Below are 15,888 nucleotides of genomic sequence, written 5' to 3' on the forward strand. Positions count from 1 at the left end.
CCACATTGTGGACAAGTCCTGCCGATTAGAATCGAGGGCTTTGTCCGCAGGGCAAAAGTCTTTCTCACCATCCAAGGAAAAACCATGGCTATCGAACGCACCCTCTCCATCATCAAGCCCGACGCAGTCGCCAAGAACGTGATCGGCCAGATCTACGCCCGCTTCGAAGCCGCCGGCCTGAAGATCGCCGCCGCACGCATGGCCCACCTGTCGCGCCAGGAAGCCGAGCAGTTCTACGCCGTCCACAAGGAGCGTCCCTTCTTCAAGGACCTCGTGGACTTCATGATCTCCGGTCCCGTGATGATCCAGGTGCTCGAAGGCGAGAACGCCATCCTGAAGAACCGTGAACTGATGGGCGCCACGGACCCGAAGAAGGCCGCCCCCGGCACCATCCGCGCCGACTTCGCCGACAGCATCGACGCCAACGCCGTGCACGGTTCGGACGCCGCCGAAACGGCCCAGGTGGAAGTGTCCTTCTTCTTCCCCGGCCTGAACATCTACGCACGCTGATCCCGCTGGCGGCCCGGCACGGCGCCTGCGCCATGCCCCGGGCCCTGCCGGCCGGAACGGCTCCCCGACGATGACCAAGAACCTTCTCGACTTCGACCTGGACGGGCTCGCCGCCTTCTGCGAGCAGCTCGGGGAGAAGCGTTTCCGCGCGGTCCAGCTTTTCCGCTGGATCCACCAGCGCGGCGCCAGTGATTTCGCCCGGATGAGCGACCTGGCGAAGTCGCTGCGCGAGAAGCTCTCGGGCTGCGCCCATGTCGCGGCCCTGCCGGTCATCAGCGAGCATGTATCCACTGACGGCACCGTCAAGTGGCTCTTCGACGTCGGCGACGGCAATGCGGTCGAGTCCGTGTTCATCCCCGAGGATGACCGCGGCACGCTGTGCATTTCCTCGCAGGCCGGCTGCGCGGTGGGCTGCCGCTTCTGCTCCACGGGGCACCAGGGTTTCAGCCGCAACCTCACCAGCGGCGAGATCGTCGCCCAGCTCTGGTTCGCCGAGCATGCCCTGCGTGCCCGCCTGGGAACCCAGGAGCGCGTCATCTCCAACGTGGTCATGATGGGCATGGGCGAGCCCTTGCAGAACTACACCGCACTGGTGCCGGCACTGCGCACCATGCTCGACGACCATGGTTATGGCCTGTCGCGGCGGCGCCTCACGGTGTCCACCTCCGGCGTCGTGCCCATGATGGACCGCCTCTCCCAGGACTGCGCCGTGGCGATGGCCGTGTCGCTGCATGCGCCGAACGACGCCCTGCGGGACCAGCTCGTTCCCCTGAACCGCAAATACCCCCTGCGCGAACTGCTCGACGCCTGCACGCGTTACCTGGAGCACGCGCCGCGGGATTTCATCACCTTCGAATACTGCATGCTCGATGGCGTCAACGACCAGCCCGAGCATGCGCGCCAGCTCATCGACCTCGTGCGCCCGCGCGGCGGGGAGGGGGTGCGCTGCAAGTTCAACCTGATTCCCTTCAACCCGTTTCCCGCTTCCGGACTGCACCGTTCCAACCCTCAGCAGGTGGCGGCTTTCGCGAAGATGCTGAGCGATGCGGGTATCGTTACGACCGTGCGCAAGACACGCGGCGATGACATCGACGCGGCCTGCGGGCAGCTCGCGGGCGATGTGAAGGACCGCACCCGGGCGGCCGAACGCATGGCCAGGCAGCGCACGATCGTTCTCAAACCGGTGGCATGAAGGCCGCCCCGTTCTGGAGGCTTGAGATGGTGGAACCCCGATCGTTCCTGCGGCATGCGTCCCGCCACGTCCTCGCGGCCGGCGCAGCCGTGTGCCTGGCGCTGGCCCTGGGCGGATGCGCTGCCCGGTCTGATACCGGCACCAGCACGGCGACGGCCCTGGCGCCCGAGGCCAACCCGTCGTCCGAGGCGGCTGAGTTGCGCCGCCGCGCGCGCATCCGGCTGGAACTCGCCGCCAACTACCTGGAAATGGGCCAGACCCAGGTCGCGCTGGAAGAAGTCCAGCAGGCCATCTCCACCGATCCCTCGTTCGGGGACGGCTACAACCTCCGTGGCCTGGTGTTCATGCGCCTGGGCGACTGGCCGTCGGCCGACGACAGCTTCCGCCGCGCGCTCGACATCAATCCGCAGGAGCCCTACCTGCTGCACAACTACGGCTGGCTGCGCTGCCAGCAGAAGAACTACGCGGAAGCCGAACGCTTCTTCGACCGTGCGCTGGCCGTGCCTTCCTACACCGCCCGCGCGAAGACGCTCATGACGCAGGGTCTCTGCCAGGAGCGCGCGGGGCAGGTGGCCGAGGCCGAGAAGACGCTGGCCAAGGCCTACGAACTCGATGCCGGCAACCCGGTGGTGGGCTACAACCTGGCGTCGCTGGCGTTCCGCCGCGGCGACGCGAAGCGGGCGCAGTTCTACAGCCGGCGCCTGAACAACAGTGAACTGGCCAACGCGGAATCGCTCTGGCTGGGTATCAAGATCGAGCGCGCCCTGGGCAATGCCCTGGAGATGCGCCAGCTGGGTGAACAATTGCACAAGCGTTTCCCTGACTCCAAGGAAGTGTTGGCATTCGATCGGGGAGCATTCAATGAGTGAGCCGGTGGCGCAGGACGCACAGATTTCCAGCGCGGAAGTGGAACGGGCATTGGCGGATGCCGCCGCGGCAGGCGCGATGCTGCGGCAGGCGCGCGAGCAGGCCGGCATGCATGTCGCCGCGCTGGCCGTGTCGCTCAAGGTGCCGGTGCACAAGCTCGAGGCCCTGGAGGCCGGCAACCTCGGCGTGTTCCCGGATGCCGTCTTCGTCCGCGCCCTGGTGTCCAGCATCTGCCGCACCCTCAAGATCGATGCGGCGCCCGTGCTGGCGCTGCTGCCGCAGAACCAGGCCCCCCGGCTGTCCTCCCACGATGGCATCAACGCATCGTTCAAGCCGGGGTCCGCCAAGCTTGCATCCTCGTCCGCGGCCTCCGGCTCGCGCAAGGTCGCGTTCGCCGTCGCCTTCCTGCTGGTGGCTGCCGTGGCCCTGGTCTTCGTGCCCCGGGAATGGTTCGACCGCCTGCAGGGCGCGCCATCGGTCGCGACCGGCGAGCCGTCGGGCGCCCAGGAGACCGCACAGGCCGGAGATGCACCTTCGGCCCCTGCGGCCGGAACGGTGTCCGAGCCGGTGCTGCTGCGCCAGGAAACCCTGGTGGGCGGCGCGCCGCTGCCGCCGGCTCCCGTGGCATCGTCGGCCATGGCGGCGTCCAGCACGCCCGCCGCGGCGCCGCCGGTCGTCGCTGCCGCCGCATCGGCGCCCGCCAGTGCCGAGGCCGCGCAGAGCGCCCTCGTCATCCGTGCCCGCGGGGACTCCTGGGTCCAGGTGCGTGCGGCGACGGGAGGCACCGTCCTGCAGAAGCTGGTGCGCGCCGGGGAAACGGTGGCAGTGCCCGGCTCTCCCCCATGGTCGGTCGTGGTCGGCAAGGCCGACGCGACCGAGGTCCTGGTGCGTGGCCAGCCCATGGACCTCGCGCCCGTCGCGCGCGAGAACGTTGCCCGGTTCGAGGTGAAATAAGTGATCCACACTCCCAACGCCGAATCCCCCATCGCCATGGCATCGCCGCTCCCGCGGCGGTCGCGCCAGGCACGCATCGCCTGGGGCGACCGGGTGGTGACGGTCGGTGGCGACGCGCCCGTGCGCGTGCAGTCCATGACCAACACCGACACCGTGGATGCGATCGCCACGGCCATCCAGGTCAAGGAGCTGGCGCAGGCCGGCTCCGAGTTCGTGCGCATCACCGTCAACACGCCCGAGGCGGCAGCCGCCGTGCCGTACATCCGCGAGCAGCTCGACCGCATGGGCGAGACCGTGCCGCTGGTGGGCGATTTCCACTACAACGGCCACCGCCTGCTCACCGAATATCCGGATTGCGCCCAGGCGCTCTCCAAGTACCGCATCAACCCAGGCAACGTGGGCAAGGGCGACAAGCGCGACCGGCAGTTCGGCCAGATGATCGAGGCGGCCATGCGCTGGAACAAGGCCGTGCGCATCGGCGTGAACTGGGGCAGCCTCGACCAGGAGCTGCTTGCCGGCCTGATGGACGCGAACAGCCGGCGCGCCGTGCCCTGGGACGCCCGCCAGGTCATGTACGAGGCCCTGATCACCTCCGCCATCGAATCGGCGCAGCGTGCCGAGGCCATGGGGCTCGATGGCAACCAGATCATCCTGTCCTGCAAGGTCAGCGGCGTGCAGGATCTCATATCCGTCTATCGCGAACTGGCCCGCCGCTGCGACTATGCCCTGCACCTGGGCCTGACCGAGGCGGGCATGGGCACCAAGGGGACGGTCGCCTCCGCGGCTGCGCTGTCGGTGCTGCTGCAGGAGGGCATCGGGGACACCATCCGGGTGTCGCTCACGCCCCAGCCCGGCGAGGCCCGCACGCAGGAAGTCGTCGTGGCTTCCGAGATCCTGCAGGCACTTGGGCTGCGCGTCTTCGTGCCCAGCGTCACCGCCTGCCCCGGCTGCGGGCGCACCACCAGCACCACCTTCCAGGAACTGGCCAAGCAGATCGACGACTTCCTGCGCTCGCAGATGCCCGTCTGGCGCACCCGCTACCCCGGCGTCGAGAAGATCAAGGTGGCCGTGATGGGCTGCATCGTGAATGGTCCGGGCGAAAGCAAGCACGCCGACATCGGCATCAGCCTGCCCGGAACGGGCGAGGCGCCGTCCGCGCCGGTCTTCATCGATGGAGAGAAGGCGATGACCCTGCGGGGAGAGCACATCGCCCGCGACTTCCAGCAGGTGGTCGAGGACTATATTTCCCGCCGCTTCGGCAGCACCGCCGAAGTTCTCTGATCCGCTCCGGGCAGGAGTGCCGCATCGCTCCGTGATGCCGGCCATGCCCGCACCCGGGGCCCATGCCCCCACCTTCCGACGTATGTCCGCAAGCAATCCCCCCAGCCCGTCCCCGGCCTCCAGGCCCGCCAAACTCGCCGCCGTCAAAGGCATGAACGACATCCTGCCGCCCGAGTCGTCCCGCTGGGAATGGCTGGAGGGCAAGGTGCGCGGCCTCATGGGACAGTTCGCCTACCGCAACGTCCGCACGCCCATCCTGGAGCACACCGCGCTGTTCGTCCGCGGCATCGGCGAAGTCACCGACATCGTCGAGAAGGAGATGTACTCCTTCCACGACCGTTCCGACAAATACGGCGACAACGACCACCTCAGCCTGCGGCCCGAGAACACCGCCGGCGTGGTGCGCGCGGCCATCGAGCACAACATGCTCTACGACGGTCCCAAGCGCCTCTGGTACACCGGCCCCATGTTCCGCCGCGAGAAGCCGCAGCGCGGACGTTTTCGGCAGTTCCACCAGATCGGCGCCGAGGCACTGGGCTTCGCAGGGCCGGACGTCGATGCGGAACTGATCCTGCTGGCGGATGCGCTCTGGAAGTCCATCGGGCTCACCGATGTGCGTCTCGAACTCAACAGCCTTGGCCAGCCCGCGGAGCGCGCGCGCCACCGCGAGCAGCTCATCGCCCACTTCGAGCGCCATGCGGACCTGCTCGACGAGGATGGCCAGCGCCGCCTGCATACCAACCCGCTGCGCATCCTGGACACCAAGAACCCCGCGATGAAGCCCGTGGTGGAGTCGGCGCCCCGGCTCATGGATTTCCTCGGCGAGGAGTCGCTCGCCCACTTCGATGGCCTGCGCGCCATCCTGGACGCCAACGGCATCGCCTACACCATCAACCCGCGCCTGGTGCGCGGCCTGGACTACTACAACCTCACGGTGTTCGAGTTCATCACCGACCGCCTCGGCTCCCAGGGTACGGTCTGTGCCGGCGGACGCTACGACGATCTCATCGTCCAGGTGGGCGGCAAGCCGGCCCCGGCCGTCGGCTGGGCCATCGGCGTCGAGCGCGTGCTGGAACTGCTCCGGGAGCAGGGCGCCGCCATTCCCGAGGCCCGGCCCGACGTCTATGCCGTCGTGCCGGATGCTGCCGCCGCGCCGGTCGTGCTGCGCGCCCTGCGCCAGCTGCGCGAGGCGGGGCTCAGCGTGCAGATGCACGCCGCCAGCGCCGAAGGGCAGGGCAGCTTCAAGTCCCAGTTCAAGCGGGCGGACGCGAGCGGCGCGGCATTCGCCCTGGTGTTCGGCGCGGACGAACTGGCCCGGGGAGCGGTCACCGTCAAGCCGCTGCGGGAGCAGGGCGCCGAGCAGGTCGAGCGGCGCCTCGACGAAATCCCCGCCTGGGCCGCCACCCTACAATCCTCCCGCTAATCCTGTCGCGAACCCTTATTCATGGCAAAACACCTCGACCTCGAAGAACAAGAACAGATCGACCAGCTCAAGCATTTCTGGAATGCCTGGGGCACCCTCATCAGCGGGGTGATGGTCGTGATCTTTGGCGGTGTGGCCGCCTGGAACGGCTACCAGTACTGGCAGAACCGGCAGTCGGGGCAGGCTGCCGCGCTGTCGGACGCCGTGCAGGTCGCGGTGCAGAGCGGCGACGCGGCCCGCGCCACGCAGGCCTTCGACGACCTCAAGTCCCGCTACGGCGGCACCGTACAGGCCGCGCAGGCGGGCCTGCTGGCCGCGAAAGCCATGGTGGACAGCGGCAACCCGGACGGGGCCAAGCCCATCCTGCAATGGCTGGCGGACAACGCGTCCGACGAGGGCTACAAGGCCATCGCCTCGCTGCGGCTGGCGGGCCTGCTCATCGACCAGAAAGCCTATGACCAGGCCCTGGCACGCCTTTCCGGCAAGTTCCCGCCCCAGTTCGATCCGATGATCGCGGACCGCAAGGGCGATGTGCTGGCGCTGCAGGGAAAGAAGGCCGAGGCGATCGCCGAGTACCAGAAGGCATACAAGGGCCTCGAGGACGGAACCGAATACCGCCGCGTCGTCGAGGTGAAGCTGGGCAGCCTGGGCGTCCAGGCGCGTGCAGACGGAGAGGCCGCAAAGTGACACAGCAGCACAACTTCGAGCGCGGCGCCCGCCGCGCGGGCCTGGCCCTCCTCGTGGCGGCCGCCACGCTGGCTTCCGGGTGTTCCCTGTGGGGTGGCTCCTCCAAGCCCAAGCCCGCCGAACTGGGGCCCGTGGTCCCCGTGATCGGCGTGCGGCAGGCCTGGACATCCAGGATCGGAGAGATCGGCCGCCTGCCCCTGTCCGTCCACGTCAACGGTACCCAGGTCACCGTCGCGTCCGCGGAAGGCACGGTCGCTGCCATCGATGCCCGCACCGGCGGGGACATCTGGCGCGCCACGGTCGGCGAGCCGCTGTCCGCGGGCGTGGGCAGCGACGGCAAATGGACCGCGGTCGTCACCAGCTCCAACCAACTGGTCGTCCTGTCCGGCGGCCGCGAACTGTGGCGCAAGCCACTCGCGGCGCAGGTCTACACGGCGCCGCTCGTGGCCGGCAACCGCGTCTTCGTCCTGGCGGCGGACCGCTCGCTGTCCGCCTACGACGCAGCGGGCGGCGCCAGGCTCTGGAACCAGCAGCGTCCCGGGGAACCCCTGGTGCTGCGCCAGGATGGCCTGATCACCGCCGTCGGCGACACCCTGGTCGCCGGGCTGTCGGGCCGGATGGTGGGGTTCAACCCCGACAACGGCACCGTGCGCTGGGAAGCCCCGCTGGCCAGCCCGCGCGGCACCAACGACGTCGAGCGGCTGGTGGAACTGCTCGGCCGCGTGAGCCGCGAAGGCGACAGCGTCTGCGCCCGGGCCTACCAGGCCACGGTGGGCTGCGTGGACACTTCCCGCGGCACGGTGGCATGGACCCATCCTGCCAGCGGCTCCGAAGGCATCCATGGCGACGCGACCATGCTGTTCGGCACCGAGAGCAATGGCACCGTGGTGGCCTGGAAGCGCGCCGACGGCGCCCAGGCCTGGTCGCTCGACAAGCTGCGCTACCGCAAGCTGAGCGCGCCCCTGCTGCTGGGGCGCTCGGTGGTGGTGGGCGACGATTCGGGCCTCGTGCACCTGCTGTCCCGCGAGGACGGCTCCTTCCTGAACCGCCTGACGACCGACGGCTCGGGCGTGGCCGCTCCGCCCGTTGCCGCAGGCGACACGCTGGTGGTGGTCACGCGCAACGGCGGCATCTACGGGTTCCGTCCCGAATGAGCGGTCCCACGCCAATGAGGAAAGTGTCCGGATGAAGCCAGTCATCGCTCTGGTGGGCCGCCCCAACGTGGGCAAGTCCACCCTGTTCAACCGGCTCACGAAGTCGCGCGACGCCATCGTCGCCGATTTCGCGGGCCTCACGCGTGATCGGCACTACGGCAACGGCAAGCTGGGCAAGCACGAATACATCGTCATCGATACCGGGGGCTTCGAGCCCGATGCCTCGTCGGGCATCTACCGCGAGATGGCCAAGCAGACGCAGCAGGCCGTCGCGGAAGCGGACGTCGTCATCTTCGTCGTGGACGCACGCGCGGGCCTGTCGGCCCAGGACCACGACATCGCCAACTACCTGCGGCGCCTCGGCAAACCCTGCCTGCTCGTGGGCAACAAGGCCGAGGGCATGCGCGAGGGAGTGCAACTGGCCGAGTTCTACGAACTGGGCCTGGGCGAAGTCCTCCCGGTCTCCGCGGCCCACGGGCAGGGCGTCCGCAGCATGCTCGAAATCGCGCTGGATGCCCTGCACCTGCCCGAGCCCGAGCCCGAGGACGAACCGGAAGACGGCGAGGACAAGCCCATCCGCCTGGCCGTCGCTGGCCGGCCCAATGTGGGCAAATCCACCCTGATCAACACCTGGCTCGGCGAGGAGCGCCTCGTCGCCTTCGACATGCCCGGCACCACGCGGGACGCCATCTCGGTGCCTTTCGAGCGCAACGGGCAGCAGTTCGAGCTCATCGACACTGCAGGCTTGCGGCGCAAGGGCAAGGTGTTCGAGGCCATCGAGAAATTCTCGGTGGTCAAGACCCTGCAGGCCATCGAGTCCGCCAATGTCGTGCTGCTGCTGCTGGATGCCACCCAGGGCGTGACGGACCAGGACGCGCACATCGCCGGCTACATCCTCGAAAGCGGGCGTGCGGTGGTCCTCGCGGTGAACAAATGGGATGCCGTGGACGACTACGGCCGCCAGATGCTCGAGCGCTCCATCGAAACGCGCCTGTCGTTCCTGAAGTTCGCCTCGCTGCACTTCATTTCCGCCAAGAAGCGCCAGGGGCTGGGGCCCCTGTGGACCTCGATCGCCCAGGCGCACAAGGCCGCCACCTGCAAGATGCCCACGCCGGTGCTCACCCGCCTCCTGCTGGAGGCCGTGCAGTTCCAGGCGCCCAAGCGCTCGGGCATGTTCCGCCCGAAGATGCGCTATGCCCACCAGGGCGGCATGAACCCTCCGGTGATCGTCATCCACGGCAATTCGCTGGAGCATGTCACCGATGCGTACAAGCGCTTCCTGGAAGGCCGGTTCCGCAAGGAGTTCGACCTCGTGGGCACGCCCCTGCGCATCGAGATGAAGACATCCCGCAACCCCTTCGCCGAAGACTCCGACGCGTAGGTCCACATCCCGTCAATGTCCCGCTTCGTCCTGGGCGACGGAAGGCTGTGGTAAGGTGCAGCTTTACAACAATATTCCTGAACACGGAGAATATCGTGAGCAACAAAGGTCAACTTCTTCAAGACCCCTTCCTGAACGCACTGCGCCGCGAACACGTGCCTGTTTCCATCTACCTGGTCAACGGTATCAAGCTGCAGGGGCAGATCGAATCCTTCGACCAGTACGTCGTGCTGCTGCGCAACACGGTCACCCAGATGGTCTACAAGCACGCCATCTCCACCATCGTTCCAGGGCGTGCCGTCAATTTCTCGACGGCCGAACCCGCGGATGCCGAACCCGGCAATTGACACTCCTGCGCCCGTGTAGGTACACCCTGGACAGGGCGCATGCCCCGTCCAGGCTGCTGTCTTGAGTTCATCCTCATCCCCTGAACCGCAATCCACTCCCGTCATCCTGGTGGGGGTGGATTTCGGCCTTCCCCATTTCGATGCCGAGCTGGAAGAGCTGGGCCTGCTGGCCCAGACCGCCGGCCTCGCTCCCGTCGCCCGGCTGACCTGCAAGCGCAAGGCGCCTGATGCCGCCCTGTTCGTCGGCAGCGGCAAGGCCGATGAAATCCGCATGCTCGCGCAGATGCACGGCGCGGTGGAAGTGCTGTTCGACCAGGCCCTCAGTCCGGCCCAGCAGCGCAACCTCGAAAGGCATCTCGAACTGCCGGTCACCGACCGCACCCTGCTCATCCTCGAGATCTTCGCGCAGCGCGCCCGGAGCCACGAGGGCAAGCTCCAGGTCGAACTCGCCCGGCTGCAATACCTGAGCACCCGCCTCGTGCGCCGCTGGTCCCACCTGGAGCGCCAGCGCGGCGGCATCGGCGCGCGTGGCGGTCCTGGCGAAACCCAGATCGAGCTTGACCGCCGCATGATCGACGACGCGATCAAGCGCACCCGCGAGCGCCTGCAGAAGGTCAAGCGCCAGCGCGCCACCCAGCGGCGCCAGCGTGCCCGCCGGGACACCTTCAACATCTCCCTGGTCGGCTACACCAACGCAGGCAAGTCCACGCTCTTCAACGCGCTCGTGAAGGCAAGGGCCTATGCCGCCGACCAGTTGTTCGCCACGCTCGACACGACCACCCGCCAGTTGTACCTGGCCGAACTGGGCGGCACCGTGTCCCTGTCCGACACGGTGGGCTTCATCCGCGACCTGCCCCACGGCCTCATCGATGCCTTCCAGGCCACCCTGCAGGAAGCCGTCGATGCCGACCTGCTCCTGCATGTCGTGGATGCATCCAATCCCGATTTCCCCGAGCAGATCGCCGAGGTCGAAAAAGTGCTCGGCGAAATCGGCGCCGGCGAGATTCCCCAGGTCCTGGTGTTCAACAAGCTGGATGCCGTGCCGGCCGACCAGCAGCCGCTTGCCTTGCAGGACACCTACGAGTGGGACGGGCGCCAGCTGCCGAAGCTGTTCGTCAGTGCCCGCACCGGGAAAGGGTTGCCTGAGCTGCGCAGCCAGTTGACCGCTGCGGCACTGGCCGCCCGCGAAAGCCCCATGACCCCAGGCCCCGATGCTGAATTTCCAGCGCCTTGAGGCCAGTTGGGCACAATGCCGCGAGACCCATCTTCTCGAAAACTAGAGATCTATCGCATGAATCATCCTTTCAGCGCCTGGCGTCCGGCATCGCTGCCCGGGCGGATCCGGGGCATGTTCAATCTGAATGATCCCCGCTGGGGCCGCGGCGATGACAAGGCTGATGGTGCGAACCGCCCGGATTCCGATCGTCCGAACCCGCCTCCCGGGGGGAACCGCGGCCGCGATCCCCAGGGCCAGCCGCCCGACCTGGACGAGCTGTGGCGCGACCTCAACCGCAAGCTCGGAGGCCTCTTCGGCGGCCGCAACGGCGGCGGGCGCGGTCCCGGCAACGGATCGGGCGGTGGATTCCAGCCCGACATGAAGAACACTGGCGTGGGCGTCGGCCTGATCGCCGCGGTGGCCGTGCTGATCTGGCTGGGCTCCGGCTTCTTCATCGTCCAGGAAGGACAGCAGGCCGTCATCACCCAGTTCGGCAAGTACAAGACCACGGTGAACGCCGGCTTCAACTGGCGCCTGCCGTATCCCATCCAGCGGCACGAACTGGTGTTCGTCACCCAGATCCGCTCCGCCGACGTCGGCCGGGACAGCATCATCAAGAGCACCGGCCTGCGCGAATCGGCCATGCTCACCGAAGACGAGAACATCGTCGAGATCAAGTTCGCCGTCCAGTACCGCCTGAACGATGCCCGGGCCTGGCTGTTCGAGAGCCGCAACCCCGGCGAAGCTGTTATCCAGGTGGCCGAGACGGCCGTGCGCGAGATCGTCGGCAAGATGCGCATGGATACCGCCCTGGCCGAGGAGCGCGACCAGATCGCGCCCCGCGTCCGCACCCTCATGCAGACCATCCTGGACCGCTACAAGATCGGTGTCGAGGTGGTGGGCATCAACCTGCAGCAGGGCGGCGTGCGCCCGCCCGAGCAGGTGCAGGCCGCGTTCGACGATGTGCTCAAGGCCGGCCAGGAGCGCGAGCGTGCGAAGAACGAAGCCCAGGCCTATGCCAACGACGTGATTCCCCGGGCGGTCGGTTCCGCCTCCCGTCTCACCGAGGAAGCCGCTGCCTACAAGGCCCGGATCGTCGCCCAGGCGCAGGGCGATGCCCAGCGCTTCAGCTCCGTGCTCACCGAGTACCAGAAGGCGCCGCAGGTCACCCGCGACCGCATGTACCTCGAAGCCATGCAGCAGATCTACTCGAACGTCACCAAGGTGCTGGTGGATTCGCGCCAGGGTTCGAACCTGCTGTACCTCCCGCTGGACAAGATCATGCAGAACGTCTCCCAGGGTGGTGCTGCGGCGGCGCCCACCCCGGAAGCCCCTCCGGCATCGTCGTCCTCATCCATACCATCCAGTACCACCCAGGCATTTCCCATCGATCCCCGCGCGCGCGACACCAGCCGCACCCGGGACCGTGAAGCCCGCTAGCCCGAGGGAGACACAGTCGTGAACAGAGTCGGATTCATCGTTTCCTCCCTGCTGGTGGTACTCGCCCTGCTCAGCTCCACGCTATTCGTCGTGGACCAGCGCCAGTTCGGCGTGGTGTACCAGCTCGGGCAGATCAAGGAAGTCATCACCGAGCCGGGCCTCAACTTCAAGCTGCCCCCGCCGTTCCAGAACGTGCGATACATCGACAAGCGCCTGCTCACGCTGGACAGCACCGACACCGAATCCATGCTGACCGCCGAGAAGCAGCGGGTGGTGATCGACTGGTACGTGCGCTGGCGCATCTCCGACCCCTCGGAATACATCCGCAATGTCGGCCTCGACGAGAACGCCGGCGCGCTGCAGCTCAACCGGGTTGTCCGCAACGCCTTCCAGGAAGAGGTCAACCGCCGTACGGTCAGGGAATTGCTGGCCACCAAGCGCGACGCGCTCATGTCGGACGTGAAAAAGGAAGTCCTGGAAGTCGTCAAGGGCACCAAGCCCTGGGGCGTGGACGTCGTCGATGTCCGCATCACCCGCGTCGATTACGTCGAGGCGATCACCGAGTCGGTCTATCGCCGCATGGAAGCCGAGCGCAAGCGTGTGGCGAACGAACTCCGCTCCACCGGCGCGGCCGAGGGCGAAAAGATCCGCGCCGATGCCGACAGGCAGCGCGAGATCACCATCGCCAACGCCTACCGGGATGCCCAGAAGCTGAAGGGTGAGGGCGATGCCGAGGCCGCGCGCATCTATGCGGACGCGTTCGGTCGCGATGCCCAGTTCGCCCAGTTCTACCGAAGCCTCGAAGCCTACAAGTCGAGCTTCAGCAAGAAGAGCGATGTGGTGGTGGTCGATCCTTCGTCCTCCGAGTTCTTCAAGAACTTCCGCGGAAACGCGGCGTCCCCCGCTCCCCGCAACTGAGTCCATCCGACCGGGAGGGCCGGCCGATCCGTGCCGGCGCCTCCAGCCGCCCAGGCTGACAAAAAAAGGGGCGATCCCATCGCCCTGTCACGCCTGTGCCGCATTCCGCGCGTCTGCTGCGAGACGGCGGCACCGGCAGTGCCCGGTAGAATTGCATTTTTAACAGACACCCCCTTCCCATGTCCGCTTGGGTCCTGCCGGATCACATTGCCGATGTCCTGCCTTCGGAGGCCCGGCACATCGAAGAACTGCGTCGAGGGCTCATCGACACCGCCCGGGGCTATGGCTATGAACTGGTCATGCCCCCGATGTTGGAGCACCTGGAATCCCTGCTGTCCGGAACGGGGGAGGCGCTGGACCTCCAGACGTTCAAGCTGGTGGACCAATTGTCCGGCCGCTCCATCGGCCTGCGTGCCGACATGACCCAGCAGGTCGCGCGGATCGATGCCCACCTGCTGAACCGGTCCGGTGTGACGCGTCTCTGCTATTGCGGCCCCGTGCTGCACACCCGGCCGGACCGTCCTCGCGCGACCCGCGAACCCCTGCAATTCGGTGCGGAAATCTACGGCCATTCCGGCATGGAGGCCGACCTGGAATCCGTGCTGCTGGCACTCGACTGCCTGCACCTCGCAGGCGTCGAGGGCGTCAGCGTCGATCTGTCCGACGCCCGCATCGTCCGCACCTTGCTGGAACCCGTCGCCGCAGATGCCGCCACGGTCCGGAGGATCTACGCAGCACTCGCTGCCAAGGATGCCTCCGAGCTGTCCCTGGCGTCGGCCGGGCTGCCGTCCGCAACCCGGCGTGCGTTGTCCGCCGTGCTGGAGCTATACGGAGATGCCCGCGTCCTGGACGAGGCCCGGACCGCGCTCAGCGGCGTGGCCGGTGTCGATGAGGTGCTCGCCAATCTGAAATCCATCGCTGCGCATCTTGAAGGTCGCCCGGTGTCGTTCGACCTTGCCGACCTGCGCGGCTATTCCTATTACAGCGGTGCCCGCTTCACCATCTACGCCCGGAACGCGACGGATGCGGTGGTGCGGGGAGGGCGCTACGACGAAGTGGGCGCAGCTTTCGGCCGGACCCGACCTGCCGCGGGCTTCAGCCTCGATATCAAGCAACTGGTCGGCATCGTGCCCCCGCGGACGCTGAAGGCGGCGATCAAGGCCCCCTGGGCTGCCACGCCGGACGCCCACCGTTTCATTGCACAGCTCCGCAGCGCGGGCGAAACCGTGGTCTGCGTATTGCCAGGCCATGAAAGCGAAGTGCAGGAATTCCAGTGCGACCGCGAACTGGTGCTCGAGCAGGGCCAGTGGGCGGTGCGGCCTCTTCCATATTGATGAACATTGAATCCAGACAGGTTTGACATGCAAGCAGCGATCAAAGGGCGAAACGTCGTCGTGGTGGGCACCCAGTGGGGTGACGAAGGCAAGGGCAAGCTCGTGGACTGGCTCACCGAAAGCGCCCAGGGCGTGGTGCGCTTCCAGGGCGGCCACAACGCAGGCCATACCCTCGTCATCAACGGCGTGAAGACTGCCCTGCACCTCATCCCCAGCGGCATCATGCGGCCCGGGGTCAAGTGCTATATCGGCAATGGCGTCGTCCTCTCGGCGGCCAAGCTGTTCGAAGAAATCGAAGGCCTGGAGAAGGCCGGAGTGGAAGTGCGTTCCCGCCTGCGCATCAGCGAGGCATGCCCGCTGATCCTGCCGTTCCACGCCGCGCTGGATGTCGCCCGCGAGGCTGCGCGCGAACATGGCGGCAGCGAAAAGATCGGCACGACCGGCCGTGGCATCGGTCCCGCCTATGAAGACAAGGTGGCGCGGCGCGCCCTCCGCGTCCAGGATCTCAAGCATCCCGAGCGCTTCGCCGCGAAGCTCAAGGAACTGCTGGCGCTCCACAACCATGTGCTGAAGTCCTTCCTGCACTCCGAATCCTTCCAGTTCGGCAGCGCGCTGCAGCCCTACCTGAAGGATGGAGAGGTGCAGTTCGACGCGGTCTACCAGGAAGCGATGCGCCATGCCGAGTTGCTCAAGCCCATGATCGCCGACGTATCCCGCGAACTGAACGAAGCCCACAAGGCGGGCGCCAACCTGCTGTTCGAAGGCGCGCAAGGCACGCTGCTGGATGTGGACCATGGCACCTATCCCTACGTGACTTCCAGCAACTGCGTTGCCGGCAACGCGGCGGCAGGGTCCGGCGTGGGGCCGGGCCTGCTGCATTACGTGCTGGGCATCACGAAAGCCTACTGCACCCGGGTGGGTGGCGGGCCGTTCCCGACCGAGCTGGAATGGGAAAAGCCGGGCACCCCGGGCTACCACATGAGCACCATCGGCGCAGAAAAAGGCGTGACCACCGGCCGCAGCCGGCGGTGCGGCTGGTTCGATGCCGCACTGCTCAAGAGAAGCGCCCAGGTGAATGGACTGACCGGCCTGTGCATCACCAAGCTGGACGTGCTGGACGGCCTGGAAGAACTGAAGCTCTGCGTTGGCTACGAACTCGATGGCGAGCGCATCGACATCCTGCC

Annotated in this window: 15 protein-coding genes (1 of these 15 only partly in view); all 15 read left to right on the plus strand. The window is 67.2% G+C overall.

Annotated features, from left to right (window positions below):
• The first annotated feature begins 84 nt into the window (after positions 1 to 84).
• Positions 85 to 510 (plus strand): nucleoside-diphosphate kinase, encoded by a 426-nt coding sequence (ndk, locus tag ACGHC0_RS07615; protein ID WP_011794561.1) that lies wholly within the window; start codon positions 85 to 87, stop codon positions 508 to 510.
• A gap of 70 nt (positions 511 to 580) precedes the next feature.
• A complete protein-coding gene (gene rlmN, locus ACGHC0_RS07620; protein ID WP_368354661.1) occupies positions 581 to 1,702 on the plus strand; it encodes a 23S rRNA (adenine(2503)-C(2))-methyltransferase RlmN in 1,122 nt (373 codons plus the stop codon).
• 26 nt (positions 1,703 to 1,728) lie between these two features.
• A complete protein-coding gene (gene pilW, locus ACGHC0_RS07625; RefSeq protein WP_368354662.1) occupies positions 1,729 to 2,571 on the plus strand; it encodes a type IV pilus biogenesis/stability protein PilW in 843 nt (280 codons plus the stop codon).
• Positions 2,564 to 3,523 (plus strand): helix-turn-helix domain-containing protein, encoded by a 960-nt coding sequence (locus ACGHC0_RS07630; protein ID WP_415267845.1) that lies wholly within the window; start codon positions 2,564 to 2,566, stop codon positions 3,521 to 3,523. Before pilW ends, ACGHC0_RS07630 begins: the two co-directional genes overlap by 8 nt.
• Before the next feature lie 36 nt (positions 3,524 to 3,559).
• Positions 3,560 to 4,804, plus strand: a complete 1,245-nt coding sequence (gene ispG / locus ACGHC0_RS07635) for a flavodoxin-dependent (E)-4-hydroxy-3-methylbut-2-enyl-diphosphate synthase (protein ID WP_368354664.1) — start codon at positions 3,560 to 3,562, stop codon at positions 4,802 to 4,804.
• Between the two features lie 82 nt (positions 4,805 to 4,886).
• Entirely contained in the window at positions 4,887 to 6,227 is a 1,341-nt protein-coding gene (gene hisS, locus ACGHC0_RS07640; RefSeq protein ID WP_415267846.1) for a histidine--tRNA ligase, read from the plus strand.
• 21 nt (positions 6,228 to 6,248) lie between these two features.
• Entirely contained in the window at positions 6,249 to 6,914 is a 666-nt protein-coding gene (locus ACGHC0_RS07645) for a YfgM family protein (protein WP_415267847.1), read from the plus strand.
• Complete coding sequence (gene bamB / locus ACGHC0_RS07650) at positions 6,911 to 8,068, plus strand: outer membrane protein assembly factor BamB (RefSeq protein ID WP_368354666.1); 1,158 nt, start codon at positions 6,911 to 6,913, stop codon at positions 8,066 to 8,068. The genes ACGHC0_RS07645 and bamB overlap by 4 nt, the downstream gene beginning before the upstream one ends.
• 31 nt (positions 8,069 to 8,099) lie before the next feature.
• On the plus strand, positions 8,100 to 9,449 hold the full coding sequence (gene der, locus ACGHC0_RS07655; protein WP_415267848.1) for a ribosome biogenesis GTPase Der: 1,350 nt from the start codon (positions 8,100 to 8,102) through the stop codon (positions 9,447 to 9,449).
• Between the two features lie 95 nt (positions 9,450 to 9,544).
• Positions 9,545 to 9,796 carry an RNA chaperone Hfq gene (gene hfq / locus ACGHC0_RS07660; protein WP_368354668.1) on the plus strand — a complete coding sequence of 84 codons (252 nt, stop codon included), beginning with the start codon at positions 9,545 to 9,547 and terminating at the stop codon, positions 9,794 to 9,796.
• Positions 9,797 to 9,857: 61 nt separating this feature from the next.
• Positions 9,858 to 11,030, plus strand: coding sequence for a GTPase HflX (hflX, locus tag ACGHC0_RS07665; protein ID WP_415267849.1), 1,173 nt, complete (start codon positions 9,858 to 9,860; stop codon positions 11,028 to 11,030).
• 57 nt (positions 11,031 to 11,087) lie between these two features.
• Positions 11,088 to 12,452, plus strand: coding sequence for an FtsH protease activity modulator HflK (hflK, locus tag ACGHC0_RS07670; protein ID WP_368354670.1), 1,365 nt, complete (start codon positions 11,088 to 11,090; stop codon positions 12,450 to 12,452).
• An 18-nt stretch (positions 12,453 to 12,470) separates the two neighbouring features.
• Complete coding sequence (gene hflC / locus ACGHC0_RS07675) at positions 12,471 to 13,370, plus strand: protease modulator HflC (RefSeq protein WP_368354671.1); 900 nt, start codon at positions 12,471 to 12,473, stop codon at positions 13,368 to 13,370.
• Between the two features lie 179 nt (positions 13,371 to 13,549).
• A complete protein-coding gene (locus tag ACGHC0_RS07680; RefSeq protein ID WP_368354672.1) occupies positions 13,550 to 14,704 on the plus strand; it encodes an ATP phosphoribosyltransferase regulatory subunit in 1,155 nt (384 codons plus the stop codon).
• A gap of 27 nt (positions 14,705 to 14,731) precedes the next feature.
• Positions 14,732 to 15,888 carry the 5' portion of an adenylosuccinate synthase gene (locus tag ACGHC0_RS07685; protein WP_368354673.1) on the plus strand. Its footprint extends 223 nt past the window's final position, so only the first 1,157 of its 1,380 coding nucleotides appear in the window; its start codon is at positions 14,732 to 14,734; its stop codon lies beyond the right edge, outside the window.

The sequence above is a fragment of the Acidovorax sacchari genome (assembly GCF_042847045.1).
In the GTDB taxonomy this organism is placed as follows: domain Bacteria; phylum Pseudomonadota; class Gammaproteobacteria; order Burkholderiales; family Burkholderiaceae_C; genus Paracidovorax; species Paracidovorax sacchari.

What these genes read in the sequence shown, in the direction of transcription:
- ndk (WP_011794561.1), top strand. Translation starts at nt 85, where the DNA reads ATGGCTATCGAACGCACCCTCTCCATCATCAAGCCCGACGCAGTCGCC.
- rlmN (WP_368354661.1), top strand. Translation starts at nt 581, where the DNA reads ATGACCAAGAACCTTCTCGACTTCGACCTGGACGGGCTCGCCGCCTTC.
- pilW (WP_368354662.1), top strand. Translation starts at nt 1,729, where the DNA reads ATGGTGGAACCCCGATCGTTCCTGCGGCATGCGTCCCGCCACGTCCTC.
- ACGHC0_RS07630 (WP_415267845.1), top strand. Translation starts at nt 2,564, where the DNA reads ATGAGTGAGCCGGTGGCGCAGGACGCACAGATTTCCAGCGCGGAAGTG.
- ispG (WP_368354664.1), top strand. Translation starts at nt 3,560, where the DNA reads ATGGCATCGCCGCTCCCGCGGCGGTCGCGCCAGGCACGCATCGCCTGG.
- hisS (WP_415267846.1), top strand. Translation starts at nt 4,887, where the DNA reads ATGTCCGCAAGCAATCCCCCCAGCCCGTCCCCGGCCTCCAGGCCCGCC.
- ACGHC0_RS07645 (WP_415267847.1), top strand. Translation starts at nt 6,249, where the DNA reads ATGGCAAAACACCTCGACCTCGAAGAACAAGAACAGATCGACCAGCTC.
- der (WP_415267848.1), top strand. Translation starts at nt 8,100, where the DNA reads ATGAAGCCAGTCATCGCTCTGGTGGGCCGCCCCAACGTGGGCAAGTCC.
- hflK (WP_368354670.1), top strand. Translation starts at nt 11,088, where the DNA reads ATGAATCATCCTTTCAGCGCCTGGCGTCCGGCATCGCTGCCCGGGCGG.
- ACGHC0_RS07680 (WP_368354672.1), top strand. Translation starts at nt 13,550, where the DNA reads ATGTCCGCTTGGGTCCTGCCGGATCACATTGCCGATGTCCTGCCTTCG.